At 54.7% G+C, this 17,663-nt stretch carries 15 protein-coding genes; 10 read left to right on the top strand and 5 right to left on the bottom strand.

The genetic code is table 11. The features are described from left to right. The first annotated feature begins 18 nt into the window (after positions 1-18). Positions 19-1,203 (top strand): glycosyltransferase family 4 protein, encoded by a 1,185-nt coding sequence (locus ACHZB8_RS00495; RefSeq protein ID WP_316857943.1) that lies wholly within the window; start codon positions 19-21, stop codon positions 1,201-1,203. Here ACHZB8_RS00495 and focA read toward each other — a convergent pair. Beyond that, the gene (gene focA, locus ACHZB8_RS00490; protein ID WP_316857942.1) at positions 1,172-2,026 is read right to left on the bottom strand and encodes a formate transporter FocA; all 855 of its coding nucleotides are present in this window, start codon (positions 2,024-2,026) and stop codon (positions 1,172-1,174) included. The two genes, ACHZB8_RS00495 and focA, sit on opposite strands and share 32 nt — an antisense overlap. Positions 2,027-2,353: 327 nt before the next feature. Between focA and infC the strand changes: the two genes are divergently transcribed. From infC to ACHZB8_RS00455, 7 genes are all read left to right on the top strand, one after another. Continuing rightward, complete coding sequence (gene infC, locus ACHZB8_RS00485; RefSeq protein WP_316857980.1) at positions 2,354-2,890, top strand: translation initiation factor IF-3; 537 nt, start codon at positions 2,354-2,356, stop codon at positions 2,888-2,890. Between the two features lie 485 nt (positions 2,891-3,375). Next, positions 3,376-3,573 (top strand): 50S ribosomal protein L35, encoded by a 198-nt coding sequence (rpmI, locus tag ACHZB8_RS00480; protein WP_316857941.1) that lies wholly within the window; start codon positions 3,376-3,378, stop codon positions 3,571-3,573. A 41-nt stretch (positions 3,574-3,614) separates the two neighbouring features. Then, positions 3,615-3,977 carry a 50S ribosomal protein L20 gene (gene rplT, locus ACHZB8_RS00475; protein ID WP_316857940.1) on the top strand — a complete coding sequence of 121 codons (363 nt, stop codon included), beginning with the start codon at positions 3,615-3,617 and terminating at the stop codon, positions 3,975-3,977. A gap of 243 nt (positions 3,978-4,220) precedes the next feature. Next, entirely contained in the window at positions 4,221-5,303 is a 1,083-nt protein-coding gene (gene pheS / locus ACHZB8_RS00470; RefSeq protein ID WP_316857938.1) for a phenylalanine--tRNA ligase subunit alpha, read from the top strand. Further along, a complete protein-coding gene (gene pheT, locus ACHZB8_RS00465; protein WP_316857937.1) occupies positions 5,300-7,720 on the top strand; it encodes a phenylalanine--tRNA ligase subunit beta in 2,421 nt (806 codons plus the stop codon). The genes pheS and pheT overlap by 4 nt, the downstream gene beginning before the upstream one ends. 82 nt (positions 7,721-7,802) lie before the next feature. Next, entirely contained in the window at positions 7,803-8,219 is a 417-nt protein-coding gene (locus tag ACHZB8_RS00460) for an ASCH domain-containing protein (protein WP_316857936.1), read from the top strand. A 67-nt stretch (positions 8,220-8,286) separates the two neighbouring features. Then, positions 8,287-8,997: a nucleotidyltransferase family protein gene (locus ACHZB8_RS00455; RefSeq protein WP_316857935.1), complete on the top strand. Its 711-nt coding sequence runs from the start codon at positions 8,287-8,289 to the stop codon at positions 8,995-8,997. A gap of 52 nt (positions 8,998-9,049) precedes the next feature. Here ACHZB8_RS00455 and ACHZB8_RS00450 read toward each other — a convergent pair whose 3' ends face one another. Further along, positions 9,050-9,541 (bottom strand): Lrp/AsnC family transcriptional regulator, encoded by a 492-nt coding sequence (locus ACHZB8_RS00450; protein WP_316857934.1) that lies wholly within the window; start codon positions 9,539-9,541, stop codon positions 9,050-9,052. Between the two features lie 314 nt (positions 9,542-9,855). On the opposite strand from ACHZB8_RS00450, the gene ACHZB8_RS00445 reads away from it, so the two are divergent. After that, positions 9,856-10,968 carry a TRAP transporter substrate-binding protein gene (locus tag ACHZB8_RS00445; protein WP_316857932.1) on the top strand — a complete coding sequence of 371 codons (1,113 nt, stop codon included), beginning with the start codon at positions 9,856-9,858 and terminating at the stop codon, positions 10,966-10,968. 157 nt (positions 10,969-11,125) lie between these two features. Further along, positions 11,126-12,931, top strand: coding sequence for a translation elongation factor 4 (lepA, locus tag ACHZB8_RS00440; RefSeq protein WP_316857930.1), 1,806 nt, complete (start codon positions 11,126-11,128; stop codon positions 12,929-12,931). A gap of 256 nt (positions 12,932-13,187) precedes the next feature. On the opposite strand, the gene ACHZB8_RS00435 is transcribed toward lepA, so the two are convergent. From ACHZB8_RS00435 to ACHZB8_RS00425, 3 genes are all read right to left on the bottom strand, one after another. Continuing rightward, positions 13,188-14,105 (bottom strand): diguanylate cyclase, encoded by a 918-nt coding sequence (locus ACHZB8_RS00435; RefSeq protein ID WP_316857929.1) that lies wholly within the window; start codon positions 14,103-14,105, stop codon positions 13,188-13,190. Positions 14,106-14,364: 259 nt separating this feature from the next. After that, a complete protein-coding gene (locus ACHZB8_RS00430; protein ID WP_316857928.1) occupies positions 14,365-16,005 on the bottom strand; it encodes a signal transduction protein in 1,641 nt (546 codons plus the stop codon). A 23-nt stretch (positions 16,006-16,028) separates the two neighbouring features. Beyond that, positions 16,029-17,621, bottom strand: a complete 1,593-nt coding sequence (locus ACHZB8_RS00425; RefSeq protein WP_316857927.1) for an FGGY-family carbohydrate kinase — start codon at positions 17,619-17,621, stop codon at positions 16,029-16,031. Positions 17,622-17,663 lie beyond the last annotated feature (42 nt).

Below are 17,663 nucleotides of genomic sequence, written 5' to 3'. Positions count from 1 at the left end.
ATTAGCGCGGTGGATCACATGAAAAAAGCCCCAACAATCCTTCAGGTCCTTCCCTGGCTCGATTCCGGTGGTGTCGAGCGCGGAACGGTGGATATCGCCGAAGCGATTGTTGACGCAGGAGGGCGGGCGCTTGTGGCGGCGGAACCGGGGCGTTTGAATGATCATCTCGCAAAGGTTGGTGGCCAATTGCTGCCTCTTGCCGGGCGCAGCAAAAACCCGCTGACGATCCTTCACCGTAACGCCAAAATCATCGAAGCGATGGTCAGGGACAATGGGGTTGATCTGGTTCATGCCCGGTCTCGTGCCCCGGCCTGGAGCGCCATGCTTGCTGCCCGACGCGTCGGGGTGCCTTTCGTCACCACCTATCATGGTGCCTATAGCCAAAAGGGCCGCCTCAAGGCTTTCTACAATTCCGTCATGGCCAAGGGAGATTGCGTTATCGCCAATTCCCATTACACGGCTCGCCTCATCGAGGCACGGAATCCGGAGGCCAAAAGCCGCATTGTGACCATCCATCGCGGGGTCGATATGGATCAATTCGATTCGGATGCGATTTTTTCTGATCGGCTGGATACGCTTCGTACACGATGGGGGTTTGATGACCGTCCGGTTATTCTCCTTCCCTCGCGCCTGACGCGCTGGAAAGGGCAGAGTTTCATCCTGCCTGTCATGGGCGCGCTGAAAAAAGCCATGGGGCCGACGTTCCATTTGCTGTTGATCGGCGATGAACAGGGACGAGAAGCCTATGTGGCCGAGCTGGATCAATTGATCCACGAGCATGATCTGAAAGGCTGTGTTTCCCGCGTCGGCCATTGCGCTGATATGCCTGCCGCCTATGCGCTGGCCGATCTGGTGATCGTGCCAAGTCAGGATGCGGAGACCTTTGGCCGGTCAGCGGCGGAAAGCTTGGCTATGGGTGTGCCGACCCTGGTCGGTGATCTTGGTGCCCAGCCCGAGGTTGTTGCCTCGCCAGAAGGCGTGCCGGAGACAGACTGGATTGCGCGCGTCCTGCGTCATGACGACAAAGAGGGGTGGCAGACGGCCATTGCCCAGATGCTGGCGATGGAGAAAGCCCATAAAAAGGCAATGACCCCGATTGCGCGCGCGCATATCGAGGCCAACTTTTCGCTTCAATCCATGGGCCAGCAGACTCTGACCGTTTATGACAAGCTTATCGGCTCTTCTTTGGCCGCAGATAGATGAACCAGTAAATCAGGCCGACCAGCACGCCGCCGCCGATGATATTGCCGATGGTGACCGGGATCAGGTTGTTGAGGACGAAATGCCCCCAGGTCAGATCCGCAAAGTCAGCCGCAGTGGTTCCAGTCGCAGTCCAGAAGTCGGGGCCGGCGAAGGTCTTGGTCATGATGGCCATCGGGATCTGGAACATGTTGGCCACGCAGTGCTCGAACCCGGAGGCGACAAACATCGCAACCGGCAGCGTGACGGCCAGCAGCTTGTCGGTCACCGAACGGCCGCTATAGGACATCCAGACACCGAGACAGACCATCACATTGCACATGATGCCAAGCGCGATGGCCTGGAAGAAGCCGTGATGCAACTTGTGCTGGGCAATCTGCATATAGTGGATGCCAAGCGAGCCATTTCCCTGTTCGTAATGTTGGGCGATCTGCATGATGGCGACAAGGCCGATCGCGCCGACGAAGTTGCCCACATAGACAATGCCCCAGTTTTTGAACAGCTGTCCCCAGGAGATTTTCCCGCTCGCCTTGGCGACAACAGTCAGCACCGTACTGGTAAACAGGTCACCACCATTGATGACTACGAGCATCAGACCCAATGAGAAGGCCAGCCCGCCAATGAACTTGTTGGCTCCCCAGCCAATATCACCATTGCCGTTGGTCACGACCGTATAAAAAATGAAGGCTATGCCGATGAAGGCACCGGCTGTGAGCGCGAGCGTGAAGGTGATGAGGGGATCTTTGGTGGCTTTGGCAACACCCACATCCTCGGCTTTCTGGGCCATGGCGGCAGGCATAAGGGCGTCAAATTGTTGATCGGACATGGAACAAACTTCTCTGCTCTTTTTAGAATCGACACGGTGCAACAGGGCGCACATTATGAGTTGACTGGCTCTTTATCATACTAAGGTCGTATGGTGTTGATCTTTGTCATCTTTCGTTATGCAAATATTGCATGGCAGCATCAAGCCTCTTAACATAAATTCAAGGGCTGGCCCTCTATTTTGTTCCACGTACGACTTGCTTGTGAAAAGGGGAGAGTTTTCTGCCGTTTATCCCGGGCTCTCGCCCTTGGCAGGGCTTGAAAGCAAGGACAACCTGCGTCATATGTATGAGATGCCATTGTTGCAATATCAAAGGAGACTACGACCATTCGCCGCCCATCCAGAGCGCAAGCGCCCCGCGAAACGGGACCGCGCATTAATAATCAAATCCGAATTGACCAAGTGCAGCTCATCGATGATGAGGGAAACAACCATGGGTCTGTGCCCACCAGACAGGCCATGGATATGGCCGCTGAGGCAGGTTTGGATCTGGTAGAGATTTCACCGAATGCCGAGCCGCCAGTCTGCAAGATCATGGACTATGGCCGCTTCAAGTATCAGGCTCAGAAAAAAGCAGCCGAAGCACGCAAGAAACAGAAAGTCGTCGAAGTCAAGGAAGTCAAAATGCGTCCCGGCATCGATACCCATGACTATGAAGTGAAATTGCGCAGCGCCCACAGATTTATCGAAAGCGGTGACAAGGTGAAATTCACGTTGCGGTTTCGCGGTCGTGAAATGGCCCACCAGAATTTGGGAATGGAATTGCTTCAGAAGATCAAGGGCGAAATGGCAGAACTGACCAAGGTCGAGGCAGAGCCAAGACTGGAAGGCCGCCAGATGGTCATGATCCTCGCACCCAAATAGGCATTGCATTTAGCGAATTTGCAAAGACTTCAAAAACCCCGGTTCAAGCGAGCCGGGGTTTTGTTGTTTTTTGTGAGGGGGGGGTGACGAAGGTCTGATGATATATGGGCATTCAGAAACGTGAATGTGCTTATTAAGACCGTTTACGACATAATCCGATGAGAAAGAGAAAATTTGAAGAGTTGAATTGAACGCCACCCGCATCCCCATCCCCTGCCGTGACGACCTCTCTCTCGGCGAATCTGGCATGCACGGGCTGCTTTGCCGGTTATCTTCTGCCAGATTCTTTTGCCTTTCCTCTTGATTCCCGCTCGCCACATCGGTATAAACCGCCAGTCTCGTCTCGCCCGGCTGAAATATAGGGCTGCCGTGGGGAGGCCGAATGCTCAATTCCGGACAGATCGCCAAGGCTCATCGAGAGGCAAGGCGCTGGCTGAGAGCAAATTCAAGAAAAACAGTCCGCCAAGGACTATCAGGAGAGCAAAATGCCCAAGCTGAAGACAAAATCTGGCGCCAAGAAGCGCTTCAAGGTGACCGGATCAGGCAAGGTCGTATCTGCACAGGCTGGCAAGCAGCATGGCATGATCAAACGCACCACCAAATTCATCCGCAAAGCCCGTGGCACAACCACTCTCAGCGAGCAGGATGCAAAAATCGTCAAGCAGTTTCTGCCTTACAAATAAGCGCAGTCTTGAGACGCATTCTGAATTAAGGAGATAGAGATATGTCACGTGTAAAACGCGGTGTTACCGCTCACGCCCGTCACAAAAAGACCCTCAAGGCTGCCAAAGGCTATTATGGCGCCCGTCGGTCCACGATCCGCATTGCCAAGCAGGCCGTTGAAAAAGCCGGTCAGTACGCATACCGCGACCGCAAGGCGAAAAAACGCAATTTCCGTTCGCTCTGGATCCAGCGCATCAACGCCGCTGTCCGCGAACATGGCATGACCTACGGACGATTTATCGACGGCCTCAACAAGGCTGGCATCGAAATCGACCGCAAGGTTCTCTCGGATATGGCAATCCATCAGCCAGAAGCATTCGCTGCGCTGGTCGAGAAAGCCAAATCTACCGCTGCTGCTGCCTGATCGTTTCCCCGACAATGGGGAGACGTGTTGAGGCCGAAAATCTTGCATCCCGTATTTTCGGGGTGCGTGGCTTTTCGTATCGGCGCAACAACATTTTCAAAAAGTGAAAACCCGCGTCGAGCATTCGAGGCGGGTTTTTTATTCTCATTCGGTGACAATTGACGGGGGATAAGCCCTTTATTGCGCCGGTCAATCTGTTACAACGCACATTAACATCAAGCGATCGCCCAAAACGGAATGGTTATGTCGGAACTTGAAACACTGGAGCAGGAGATTACCACCGCGATTGAAGCGGCGGCAAATCAGACTGCATTGGAAGAAGTCCGCGTCTCGGCCCTTGGCAAAAAGGGAAAGATTTCGGACCTGATGAAAACACTGGGCAAGATGAGCCCGGAAGAGCGCAAGCAAATGGGCCCCGCCCTCAACGGCCTCAAGGCTCGTGTTGGCGATGCGATCTCGACGCGCATGGAATTGCTCAAGGAACAGGCGCTCAATGAACGTCTGATCAGCGAGACGGTGGATGTGACGCTTCCCACGCGTCCAGGGGCCACCTTTGAAGGGCGTGTTCACCCAATCGCTCAGGTCACGGACGAATTGACGGCGATTTTCGCCGATATGGGATTTGCAGTGGCCGAAGGCCCGGACATCGAGACCGATTTTTACAATTTCACCGCGCTGAATTTCCCTCCCGATCATCCGGCGCGGCTTGAACATGACACTTTCTTCCTGCCAGAAAAGGAAGATGGCTCGCAAATGGTACTCAGAACCCATACCTCCCCGGTTCAGATCCGTACCATGACAAGCCAGGAACCGCCGATCCGTGTTATTTGTCCCGGCCGCACCTATCGTTGTGACAGCGACCAGACACACACCCCGATGTTCCATCAGGTCGAAGGTCTTGTCATCGAAGAAGGGGCCCATATGGGGCATCTGAAATGGATTCTCGAAGAATTCTGCAAAGCCTTCTTTGAAGTGGACAGCGTCAAGATGCGCTTCCGCGCATCGCACTTCCCTTTCACCGAGCCATCCATGGAAGTGGATATCGGCTGCCAGCGCGTCGGCAATGAATTGCGCATCGGTGAAGGCGACGATTGGCTCGAAATTCTGGGCTGCGGCATGGTCCATCCCAATGTGCTGCGCAATTGCGATCTCGATCCCGACAAATATACCGGCTATGCCTGGGGCATGGGGATCGACCGCATCGCCATGCTGAAATATGGCATGCCGGACTTGCGCGCCTTCTTTGGCGGCGACAAGCGTTGGCTCGATCATTATGGCTTCCGCCCCCTTGATATTCCCGGACTTGTAGGAGGGCTTTCCTCATGAAATTCACCCTGTCCTGGCTGAAGGATTATCTCGAGACAGACGCAACGCTCGAGGAGATTCTCGAAAAGCTCACCATCATCGGCCTTGAAGTGGAAGAGGTCATTGACGGAGCCGAGCTGCTCAAAGACTTCACCGTGGCCTATGTCGAGGAAGCCGTGCAGCATCCCGACGCGGACCGTTTGCGGGTCTGCAAGGTCAACACTGGCAAGGAAGTGCTCCAGATCGTGTGTGGTGCGCCCAATGCCCGCGCTGGCATCAAGGTGGTTCTGGCCCAGAACGGATCTGTCATTCCCGCAAATGGCATGGTGCTCAAACCAACTAAAATTCGCGGTGTCGAATCCAACGGCATGATGTGCTCCGAGCGCGAGATGGGTATTTCCGACGAGCATGACGGTATCATAGAGTTGCCTGAAGATGCACCGATCGGCGAACCCTTTGCCCCCGTTCTCGGTCTTGATGATCCGGTGATTGATATCGCCATCACGCCCAACCGCGGTGACGCGCTGGGGGTTTATGGTGTTGCCCGCGACCTTGCAGGTGCCGGTATCGGCACGCTCAAGGAGCATCATCCCAAGGAAATCAAGGGCACGTTCGAAAGCCCCATCAAGGTGTTCTTGAAGGAAGAGGGCGACAATCCCATCTGCCCGATTTTCACCGGTGTCTATATCAAGGGCGTCAAGAATTGCCCGAGCCCGGACTGGCTGCAAAAGCGTCTGCGTGCCATTGGTCTCAGACCCATCAGCGCACTTGTCGATATCACCAACTATATCTCCTATGACCGCGGTCGGCCCTTGCATGTCTATGATGCTGACAAGGTGAAAGGCGACATTCATGCCCGTCTTGGCAAACCGGGCGAGAAAATGATCGCCCTTGATGGCAAGGAATATGAGATCGCCGAAGGAACCGAAATCTGCGTCATCGCAGACGATTCGGGTCCGATTGGATTCGGTGGCGTAATGGGTGGCGAGACCACGGGCTCTCAGTTGGACACGACCAATGTATTCGTGGAATGTGCCTGGTTTGACCCAATCAAAACCGCACGCGCCGGACGTGCGCTTGGCATTCAGTCCGACGCGCGCTATCGCTTCGAGCGGACCTGCGACCCGGCCTTTGTCATTCCCGGTGGCTATATGGCTGCCCAGATGGTGATGGATCTGTGCGGTGGCGAACCGTCTGAAATGGTGGTTGCCGGTGAAGCTCCGATCAAGGACAAGATCATCGACTTCCCGATCTCCGAGGTCAAGCGCCTCACGGGGCTCGATGTTCCCGACATTGAGATCAAGACCGTCTTGAAGCGTCTCGGCTTCTGGACTTCCGGTACGGGTCACGACCTCAAGGTTGCAGTTCCGACTTTCCGTCCCGATGTTCATGGCAAGGCCGACATCGTTGAGGAGGTTGCTCGCATCGTTGGCGTAGACCGTGTTCCAAATACCCCACTGCCACGCCTCAATGCGGTGACCCAACCACCATTGACGGATCGTCAGAAACGCATTCGCAATGCGCGTCGTCAGCTTGCCGCTCGTGGTATGGTTGAGGCGGTGACATGGTCCTTCGTTGAAAAGGCGCAGGCAGAACTCTTCGGTGGTGGCAAGCCGGAACTGGCTCTGACCAACCCGATTTCCGCAGATCTGTCAGACATGCGCCCGAGCCTGCTGCCCGGCCTCCTGCTGGCAGCTCAGCGCAATGTGGACCGCGGTGCCAATGATCTTGCATTGTTCGAAGTGGGCCAGATCTTCCTAGGCGACAAGCCCGAGGAACAGTTCACCCATGCAACGGGCATTCGTCGCGGAGCGGTTCAGATTGTTGGAACCGGTCGCCACTGGCGTGATGCTGCCAAGCCGTCGGACGTCTTTGATGCCCGGGCCGATGCCTTGGCCGTGCTCGAGGCCATGGGGCTCGACAGCTCCAAGCTTCAGATTGTTGCCGGTGGGCCCGACTGGTACCATCCGGGGCGGTCTGGCAAAATCCAGCTGGGTCCGAAAATCGTCATCGGTACCTTCGGTGAGCTGCATCCCAAAGTGCTCCAGGCTCTGGATGTCGACGGACCGGTCTGTGCATTCGAGATCACCATCGAAAATGCACCGGATCCGAAGAAGAAACCGACCAAGTCGCGTCCGGCTCTCATTCTGTCCGATCTGCAACCTCTGCGCCGCGACTTCGCGTTCGTTGTCGATGCGTCGGTCACCGCAGCCACGATCCTCAAGGCAGCAAGCAGTGCGGACAAGAAACTGATCACCGCGGTCAATCTGTTTGACGTCTATGAAGGAGAGCATATCGAGAAAGGCAAGAAATCGGTTGCCCTCGAAGTCACCCTTCAGCCCAAGGACAAGACGCTGACCGACGAGGATATCGAAGCGATCTCAACCAAGATTGTTGCCAGTGTCGTCAAGGCTACTGGCGGCGAGCTGCGCGGTTGATTTTCTGAAAACAAAATCCCGCGTTCTTCGGGGAGCGCGGGATTTTTTTATCCTGAAATGAGAAAACAGGCCATGAGGTAGCATGATCGAGCTTCACGAAAAATACGGAACCATCACTGATGCCTACTCTCTGGGAGATTCTCCGGAACTGGCGGAAGAATTGCTGGCGCTTGTCATTTCGGGCAGGAAAACAGCGTCTTGCGATGCGCTTGCCTTGCTTGAGAAGGAGAATATCCCGCTGCCTAAAGTGGGCGATATCTACGTCATTCTTGACAGCGCAGATCAACCGGCTGCCGTGATCGAAACCATCGATGTTTTCTTGTGCCGGTTTGATGAAGTGGATGTGGAGTTCGCCCGACAGGAGGGGGAAGGCGATCTTTCCTATGACTATTGGCGCGATGGACACAAAGCCTATTTTGAGCGCAACGGTGTCTTCGCTCCCGACATGAAGTTGGTCTGCGAGCGATATCGCCTGCTTGAGGTGCTCGACAGGGTATGACTGTCGAACGCGGGCAAGTGAAGCGCACGGCCCTGTTTCCTGTATAAAGCTTTCTGAAGCTTTTGCCTTGGTACAAAGAATCGAAGATCCTGTTTCTCCAGCCAACGGAGACAGCAGCATGCACAGCCCCTTCACCATCAGGACAGACAATGACAGCCCGGAATTGAGTGAAGAGGATCGCCGGTTTCTGCTCGGCAGAATGATTGCCGATGATGATCACTTGATGGAACTGCTAAGGGCACTGCGCGAACTGAACCTGCCCGACTGGCGTCTGGTTTCCGGTGCCATCTATCAAACCGTCTGGAACTGTCTCACCGGACGCCCCCGGGGGCATGGCATCAAGGACTATGACATCGCCTATTTCGATGACAGGGATTTGTCCTATGACGCTGAAGACGCGGTAATCAAAAGGGTCGACAAGGCTCTGCCAAGCTGGCAAGGCCGGATCGAGGTGCGTAATCAGGCTCGGGTCCATCTCTGGTATCCGGAGCGCTTTGGCGGGGCCTATCCGCAACTGTCCTCTACCGATCAGAGCCTTGAAAACTACATGTGCACCACACACGCTGTGGCGGTGCGGCTTGAAGCGGATGACACTCTTTCGATCGCAGCACCTTTCGGGCTTTCAGATATTTTTTCCCTGACCATCCGGCCATGCCACACTTTGGCGACCAATCGCCAGCTCTACGGCGAGAAAGCAAAGCGCATGCTTGGAAACTGGCCGGAACTGAGCGTTCTGCACTGGGAAACCGGGGAGCCGGTAAGACCGGACGAAATCTGAAGCGCTTGCGTGTTGATCGAGTTCGGCGCGTGCCGATCCTCGGTCTCAAGCCCTACCCATGCACCAGTCCATCCAGATCGACCCCGTGATATTCCTTGGTCTGGTCAAGGACAACATGGCTGGCAATCTGCATCTTGCCGCCGACCTGAACCAGCAGGTCTTCAGTAACTGCATGATAGCGTTGAATATCGGTGCAGACAAAGCGGACAAGATAGTCAAACGAACCGCTCAGCTTGAGGCACTCGACAACATCGGGCAGCTCGGCAATCGCTTTCTCGAAGGTGGAAAAGATCGAATGATCGTGATCCCTGATGGTGATGGTTGCCATCACGGTGACATGGCGGCACAGGGCCTCGAGATTGATCAGGCCCAGATAACCGCTGATCAAACCGATATCCTCAAGCCGCTTGACCCGTTGCAGACAGGGGCTTGGGGAAAGCCCGACAATTTCCGAGAGGGCTTTGTTTGTGATGCGGGCATTCTTCTGAAGCTCATCAAGGATATGCAGGTCAATCCGGTCGAGCTTGGAGCTTTTGCGCGGCAATATCTTAAATCCCTTGATAAGAGGAAAAAGCGAAATATTGTTCTGTAATGGCTTGGGTTTTTACAGCATTTTGCGGAATTTGCAAATGAAGTCAGCGTGATAATGTGGCAAACAATATTGGCTAATCCACTTAATTTTTCGTGCATGGGCGGCTGCTTTTGTTTCCTCTGCGCAATCGAGCCAATTTGCTTGAGGAAATACAAACACTTGCAACGCTTCTGCTCTTGCGTCGGTTGTAGCCTCGTGCAAGCATGCAGGCGAAAAAAAACAATAACAATATTTCTTTCTTTCATTCAGTCGGAGGACATTTTTCTATGGAAAGTAAAGGATCCATAAATCGCCGCTCAGTGTTAACCGGTCTTGCTGTCGGTGGTGCCGCGACCCTTGCAACTCCTGCAATCGTCAGAGCTCAGGATGGTATCGTGTGGAATATGCCAATGTCTTGGCCAAAACAGTTGCCAGGCGTTGGTATGAATGGAGTGCGCTTTGCCGAGCGCGTTGGCAAGATGTCAGGCGGTCGCCTGACGATCAAGGTCTTTGGTGGCGGCGAGTTGGTGCCTCCGCTCGAAGTGTTTGATGCGGTTTCTTCAGGCACGGCTGAAATCGGCCATGCCACCTCCTATTACTGGCAGGGCAAGGACAAGGCCTTCCATTTCTATACCGGTGTTCCGTTTGGCTTCACCCAGATCGAACATGCCGCATGGCTGGAGTTCGGCGGTGGTCAGCAGCTTTGGGAAAAGCTTTGCGAACCGTTCGGAGTTGTGCCGTTCTATGCTGGCGCATCGGGCACTCAGGCAGGCGGCTGGTTTGCCAAGGAGCTCAAGACCCTTGATGACCTCAAAGGCCTGAAAATGCGCATCGCCGGACTTGGTGGTGAAGTATTGCGCCGTCTTGGCGTCTCTGTTGTCATGATGCCTGCGACGGACATTTTCTCCGCCCTTCAGTCTGGCACGATTGATGCCGCCGAATGGGTCGGCCCATGGAACGATCTGTCCTTCGGTCTCTATAAGGTTGTCAAAAACTATTATATGCCTGCCTTCCATGAGCCAGGTGCCGGTCTTGAAGTGATTGTGAACAAGGAAAAACTGATGAGCTTGCCGGAAGATCTGCGCGAGATCATCAAACAGGCTGCCAAGGCGACCTCGCTGGACACCATGGCGGACTATCAGTATCACAATGCCATTTCGCTGCGCCCGCTTCTGGCAAAAGATGGTGTCAAATTGCGCAAGCTGCCTGATGACATGATGATGGCCATGGCAAAGGAATCCAAGGCTGTTCTCGAGGAAATCGGTCAGACCTCTCCGCTGGCTGGTGAAATCTATGACAGCTTCCTCAAGTTCCGCGAAATCTCCAACGAATATATCATGGACGCGGAATGGGAAATTCTTCGCCTTCGTGCCAAGGCGATGGAAGAAGGAATGCTGTAACTGCTGATCCCGTTTCCCCTCTCATACGTGGAAACTGTATAAACCCGGCCTTGTTTGGTCGGGTTTTTGCATTTCTGACTGGATTTTTTCCTTCCTTCGTGAGAAAGGCTGAAAAACTCTCTTCTCCGATCATGAGAGCACGGGTATAAGCGCTGCTATGAGCAAAGAAACATTTAAAAAAATACGCAACTTTTCCATCATCGCCCATATCGATCATGGAAAGTCGACACTCGCCGACCGGCTGATCCAGGTCACTGGCGGCTTGAGTGAACGCGAAATGTCCGAACAGGTGCTCGATAGCATGGAGATCGAGAAAGAGCGCGGCATTACCATCAAGGCACAGACCGTGTCCTTGAAGTATCTGGCTGACGACGGGGAAACCTATACGCTCAATCTCATGGACACGCCGGGCCATGTCGACTTTGCCTATGAAGTCAGTCGCTCGCTTGCTGCCTGTGAGGGATCTCTTCTGGTGGTCGATGCCTCGCAAGGTGTAGAAGCCCAGACGTTGGCCAATGTCTATCAGGCCATCGACAATGATCACGAGATCGTGCCAATCCTCAACAAGATCGATCTGCCCGCCGCAGAACCTGAACGGGTGCGCGCCCAGATCGAAGACGTGATCGGCATTGACGCCTCTGATGCGATTGAGGCAAGCGCCAAATCCGGCATTGGCATCAAGGAAACTCTGGAGGCGATTGTCAAGCGACTGCCCGCCCCTGAAGGCGATCTGTCTGCTCCGCTCAAGGCAATGCTGGTTGACAGCTACTATGACGTCTATCTGGGTGTCGTCGTGATTGTCCGGATCATCGATGGAGAGCTCAAGAAAGGCGAGCGCATTCGCATGCTCGGCACCAACGCCAGTTATGATGTTGATCGCATTGGCATCTTCACACCCAAAATGACTGACGTGCCCGTGCTGGGTCCCGGTGAGGTCGGCTTTCTGATCGCCTCTATCAAGGAAGTGGCCGACACGCGCGTCGGTGATACCATCACCCATGTCAAGCGTCCTTGCGATGCACCTCTGGAGGGCTTCCGCCCCGCCCAGCCCGTTGTTTTCTGCGGTCTTTTCCCCGTTGATGCCAATGACTTTGAAGACCTGCGCTCGGCCATGGGCAAATTGCGTCTCAATGATGCGAGCTTCTCTTTCGAGATGGAAACCTCTGCGGCTCTTGGCTTCGGCTTCCGTTGTGGCTTCCTTGGTCTTTTGCACCTCGAGATCATTCAGGAGCGGCTCAGTCGTGAGTTTGATCTGGATCTCATCGCCACGGCTCCAAGCGTTGTCTACGAAATCGAAATGACCAACGGCGAGCAGATTACGCTGCACAATCCCGCAGACATGCCTGATGTGGTCCGCATCCGGGAAATTCGCGAGCCCTGGATCAAGGCCAACATCATGACGCCAGATGAATATCTGGGTGCGATCCTGAAGCTTTGTCAGGAGCGCCGCGGTGTGCAGACCGACCTTTCCTATGTTGGTTCCCGTGCGATGGTGCAATATGATCTGCCGCTCAACGAGGTGGTCTTTGATTTCTATGATCGCCTGAAGTCGATCTCCAAAGGCTATGCCAGCTTTGATTATCAGCTTGCCGACTATCGTGCCGGTGATCTGGTCAAGATGTCGATTCTCGTCAATGAGGAGCCGGTGGATGCGCTATCGGTGCTTGTGCATCGCAGTCAGGCGGAAATGCGCGGCAGGTCCATGTGCGAAAAGCTCAAGGATCTCATTCCGCGTCACATGTTCAAGATCCCGATTCAGGCCGCTATCGGCGGTCGTGTCATCGCCCGCGAAACCATTTCGGCCATGCGCAAGGATGTGACCGCAAAATGCTATGGTGGGGATGCCACCCGAAAGAGAAAGCTTCTGGAGAAACAGAAGGCCGGCAAGAAGAAAATGCGTCAGTTCGGCAAGGTCGAGATTCCGCAGGAAGCCTTTATCGCAGCGTTGAAAATGGACAGCTAAGACCAGTCCGGATCACGGGGGGAGGGAGCCACAGCTCTGGCCGGTGGCGCGTTCCCGTCGACGTCTTTTGGGCTGTGATTGCTGTGCTTTGCGACATGAAAGACGGCTTTGGTTCGGAAGCGAGACAAAGCTCGCTTTTGGGCTCGAGCGTCAAGACCAGTGCCATCGGCTGACTGGATTCAAGCAGGGTGTGAAGACGGGGAAAGGCAACCATCAGCGCAGAAGCTGACGCCAGGCACCTGACAGCAGACACAGCTCAAACAGCGCGGGATCTGTTATTGGCCTCATTCTGTCTTTCCTGAGAGCAAGCCACCGTCACTGAATTTCGGCCATTGCCTTTCGAATGATAGAGAGCGGCATCGGCCCGCTTCAGCAATGCGTCCACATCATCGCCCTGAAGACGCTCGGCCACGCCAAAACTGGACGTGATCGAAATCTTGTGCCCATTGACTATGATCGGTGTTTGTTCGATCTGCTGCCTGATCCGGTTGGCAATTCTTGCAGCGGTTCGCAAGCTGCATCTGTCTATGATGATGGCAAATTCTTCTCCTCCAAGGCGGCCAAGCAGATAGCCGCTTGAGGATGCAATCCGCGCAACAGTTCTGATCACCTGATCGCCAGCGTCATGGCCATAGTGATCGTTGACAGATTTGAAATGGTCGATGTCGAACATGATGGCGGCGACGGGGTGGCCCTTCTTTGCACGGGCCATGCAGCGATGGCTCTTTTCAAAAAAGGCGCGTCTGTTCAGAAGATCGGTAAGCGGATCATGATTGGCCATCTGCACCAGCTGATTCTGAAGCATCGTGACCCGTTCGGCGACACGCAACCGCGCGAGCAGGATTTCTTCTTGCACCGGCTTATGCAGAAAGTCATCGGCTCCGCTGTCCAGAGCTTCGATGAGAATTTCGGCGTCGCTTTGTTCGGAAATGGCAATGACGAACATCGCCTTGCGCTGTGCGGCAAAAATACGGGAGTGCCAGCAGATCTCCAATCCCGAGCCATCACGCAAATTGAGCGAAACGATGATGACATCAATGTCCAGGGTTGCCTCGATGAAGGTCAGGGCTTCGGTGCTTTGATCAAAGGAGAAAACGGTTTCCTTCTTCCGCTCCAGAATGGCGCGGAGGTCCTCGCAAGTCTCACAATTATCCTCGATCAAAACGACTTTCATGGGAACGTTGCTAATTCCTGAGCTTCATTGCGTTTTTGCAAACCAAATTGCCTACAGTCCTTGCCTTCCGTGAGGCTGCGTCGATTCCCTGTTTGACGTCCCATTCATGGGCTCATTCAAACAGGACATTCATGTATAAAAAGACTGGTTTGTAACTGCCTTAAAAACCGGAATAGTCTTAAGATATGGGTAAAGTCTTGCTCATTCATGAAAAAAAGGAGCGCTCAAGCGCTCCTTTTCTGCATTTCTGCCAATGGCTCTACAGAAGTGCTTTGGCACCGCCTGCGATTTTGACCTTGATGCCTTGGGTCAATGCCTGCGCGGCAAAGGCCTTCAGGACATGCGCGATCCTGTCTTCAGCCACATAGGCAACCGTCACATGGTTGGACTGGTGGCCTGCCATCAGATCATCGCGACTGACACCGTCGAGAACGGCATTCATCAAAGGCCATTCAGGTGTTGTCGCCTGTAGACGGCGGTTGAACTCTGCTTCCGGCAGCTCATAGGCCGTCCCGGTTCCGATATGAAGGATCACGCCTGTTCCCTCATAATGGGCCCGAGCCCAGACAAACCGGCCAGCCTTGCACTGCCCGCCGATGGTCGATCCACCAAGCGGGAAATACATCGGCGGCTGACGATAGCCTTTTGCTCCGGCAACGCCGCCCTTGAGATGCTCGAACGGAACAGAGCCGGAGATTTCGAAGTCCCAATAGAAGGTGCCTTCATATTCGCTGCCCCAGCGGACATCATGCAATGTGGTCTCTGAAGGCAAACCAAGCGCTTCCAGAAGACGGAACAGCATGGCCTGCGGGATCGCTGTTCCCATATCCACTTCGTTGACGCAGGGGATCGGTTTGCCTTCGCAAATGATCGAGCCGTCTTCGTCGGGGATCGGGAACCGTTCGCTTGATCCGATTGCGCCTTCCGCAAAGTCGGATGCCGGACAGCAGTCCTTGAGGCCCTGCTGATATTGTACGCCAACCGCAGCGAGGCCGAATCGCTTGAAGATACGCGCCATGGCGATCATCATTGCGCATTGTTCCAGAACCTGGGCCCGGGTCAGCTCGCTTGCTTCATCCTCGCCCCACTGGAACTGCATGCCGCGGTCTTCATAGAATTTGAGGCAGGCTTCCCGCAGCTCCTGCGGAACCTTCTTCATTTCCACAAGCAGGGCCGATTGCGAGAAGGATTCCAGCGGCATGCCGATATCCGTAAGGGCCTTGACCGGGAAAAAGCCATTCATCATGCCCATGCAGAACGGGTCATGAAGACCGAGAATCGCCTTGTGCTTGAGGATGTGATTGCCAACGGCAATCCCGTCTTTCCCGGCTTCGCTTTTCATCACCGCGTGGCTGGCATCGATATCCGCCAGATAGCTCAGATCATGCTCAAGCTTGCCCTCTTTGAGCCATGTGGCAAGACCTTGCTTGAAGAAGTCGTCTTCACATTTCTCCGACCAGAGACGTGAATAGGAAGTCCCAAGCGAGGTAAGGGATCCGGCCATGCACAGCATGCCCACAAGACCAGGCCAGGTGCCGTCAAAGTTGGCCATCAAAAGGATTGGCCCGCGATGATGAGCCAGAGAAGGCGCAATGTGGTGAGAATATTGCCATGCCGTCAGCAGAACGATGACCGGAGCGTCCGGATCGATCCGCGCAAACAGCTCCGAGCCTTCCTTTTGCGAGGAAATGAATCCGTGGCCTCTTGCTTCATCATAAGGGTGGGCCCTGATCATCTTGTAGCCCTGTGCGGCCAGTTCCTTTTCCAGCAAGACGGAAAAGTCCTGATAGGTCGGCCAGCAAGTCACGTTGGCACTTTCGCGCAAATCCGCGTTGGTTACCACCAGGACTTCATTGGCGCCAGCCGAAATGACCGGCGCCTCTTGAGGTAAGTTCAACATGTTTTTCTTTCCCTTTTGATCGCTCATGCCGACCAGTGTGCCATCAGCTGTTCATGCTGCTGGTGATTGTCGTAAAGAGCGAGATAGACCTTGAATTTTGCGTCATGGAACTTTGCTTTGGACGGGTCGGCCTTGACCGATTGTCCTGACCGAACAAGGGCCGCACTGGCCTGTTCGATCGTCGAGAAGTCGCCACTGGCGACCGCTCCGAGAATGGCGGCGCCAAGCGTGACCACATCCTCTTCGCTTGCCATCTGGATATCTCGACCTGTGATGTCGGCATATTCGCGCAGCCAAATCGGGTTTTTCGTCGCCCCGCCGCAGACATAGAGCGTATCGATGCTATGACCCGCCTTGCTCATCTCTTCGATGATATGGCGCGTGCCATAGGCAACGGCCTGCAAGGTGGCGAGGTAAAGCCGCGCAAGAGCATCTCGTCCGGTTTCAAGCGTCAGGCCCGATACGACACCGCGGGCGTGCGGGTTGGCGCGCGGAGAGCGGTTGCCGTGGTGATCACCCAACACATGAAGCGCACGAGTGGGGAACGGGTCGCGGCTTTCAAGATCGAGCACCCACTCATTAAGCAGCGCAATCGGGTGTTTGCCATCTGCCTTGGCTTCTGCCTCGAGATCCGGCCAGGCTTCGCTTTGGCGAATGGTCCATTCAACCAGTGCACCCGCAGCACTCTGACCGCCTTCGCCGAGCCAATAGCCCGGAATCATCGCTCCGAAATAGGGTCCCCAGACACCGGGTACCATCACCGGATTGTGATTGACAACCATATGGCAGTTGGATGTTCCCGAAATGAGCGCCAGTCCTCCTTGTGGCTTGGCCCCGACAAGGGCAAGACCACCGGCATGGGCATCGATGATACCGCTGGCAATGGTAACACCCTCATGCAGTCCCAACTGCTCGGCGGCCTCCGCATTCAGCTTGGCAACAGCTGCGCCAAGCGGCTTGATATCTGCGGGCACCTTGCCGAACAGATCCTCAAGCCCCACTGCGGCGAGCATGTCCTCGGGGAATCGCTCTTCGTGGGCAAGATAGTTCCATTTGCACGTCAGGGTGCAGATGCTGGCAACATCCTCATTGGTGCAGCGCCAGACAAGATAGTCTGCAAGATCAAAGAAGCGCCAGATCTTGCCATATCTGTCAGGATAGGTCTTTTTGAGCCAGAGGATCTTGGGCAGTTCCATCTCGATGGAAACTTCTCCTCCGACATATTTCAGGGCGTCATTTTTGGTCGCGTTGATGCTTGCGGTTTCGGCGTCGGCTCTATGGTCCATCCACATGATGATGTCACGGTCCGGATCATTTTCTTCGGCAACCGAGATAGAGCTGCCGTCTTCAGAAACTGCGACAAGCGAACAGGTCGCATCGATACCGATGGAGCGGATAGCGGACACGTCCACTCCTGCCTTTTCAACGGCTTCCTTTGTGGCTGAACAAATCTGATGCCAAATATCGCTGGAAGACTGTTCCACGAAATTTGCTTTTGGATGAAACTGTTTGATTGCACGGGTGGCAAAGGCCAGGCGGGTACCGTTTGCATCATAAACCCCGGTCCGGGTGCTCGCCGAACCGACATCAATCCCGAGATAATAAGAGTGTTCCATTTTCCTCCAACGCCTTCTGGATAAAAAGGCGCCCTTCTACGA

This window comes from uncultured Cohaesibacter sp. (assembly GCF_963556055.3).
Classification (GTDB): Bacteria; Pseudomonadota; Alphaproteobacteria; order Rhizobiales; family Cohaesibacteraceae; genus Cohaesibacter.
Note: the sequence above shows the minus strand (reverse complement) of the source record. Positions and strands in the feature narration are given on the sequence as shown.

Coding starts and splice junctions, on each gene's coding strand:
- focA (WP_316857942.1), bottom strand. CDS start 2,026: ATGTCCGATCAACAATTTGACGCCCTTATGCCTGCCGCCATGGCCCAG.
- ACHZB8_RS00430 (WP_316857928.1), bottom strand. CDS start 16,005: ATGTTGAACTTACCTCAAGAGGCGCCGGTCATTTCGGCTGGCGCCAAT.
- ACHZB8_RS00435 (WP_316857929.1), bottom strand. CDS start 14,105: ATGAAAGTCGTTTTGATCGAGGATAATTGTGAGACTTGCGAGGACCTC.
- rplT (WP_316857940.1), top strand. CDS start 3,615: ATGTCACGTGTAAAACGCGGTGTTACCGCTCACGCCCGTCACAAAAAG.
- ACHZB8_RS00460 (WP_316857936.1), top strand. CDS start 7,803: ATGATCGAGCTTCACGAAAAATACGGAACCATCACTGATGCCTACTCT.
- ACHZB8_RS00495 (WP_316857943.1), top strand. CDS start 19: ATGAAAAAAGCCCCAACAATCCTTCAGGTCCTTCCCTGGCTCGATTCC.
- pheT (WP_316857937.1), top strand. CDS start 5,300: ATGAAATTCACCCTGTCCTGGCTGAAGGATTATCTCGAGACAGACGCA.
- ACHZB8_RS00425 (WP_316857927.1), bottom strand. CDS start 17,621: ATGGAACACTCTTATTATCTCGGGATTGATGTCGGTTCGGCGAGCACC.
- lepA (WP_316857930.1), top strand. CDS start 11,126: ATGAGCAAAGAAACATTTAAAAAAATACGCAACTTTTCCATCATCGCC.
- ACHZB8_RS00445 (WP_316857932.1), top strand. CDS start 9,856: ATGGAAAGTAAAGGATCCATAAATCGCCGCTCAGTGTTAACCGGTCTT.
- rpmI (WP_316857941.1), top strand. CDS start 3,376: ATGCCCAAGCTGAAGACAAAATCTGGCGCCAAGAAGCGCTTCAAGGTG.
- pheS (WP_316857938.1), top strand. CDS start 4,221: ATGTCGGAACTTGAAACACTGGAGCAGGAGATTACCACCGCGATTGAA.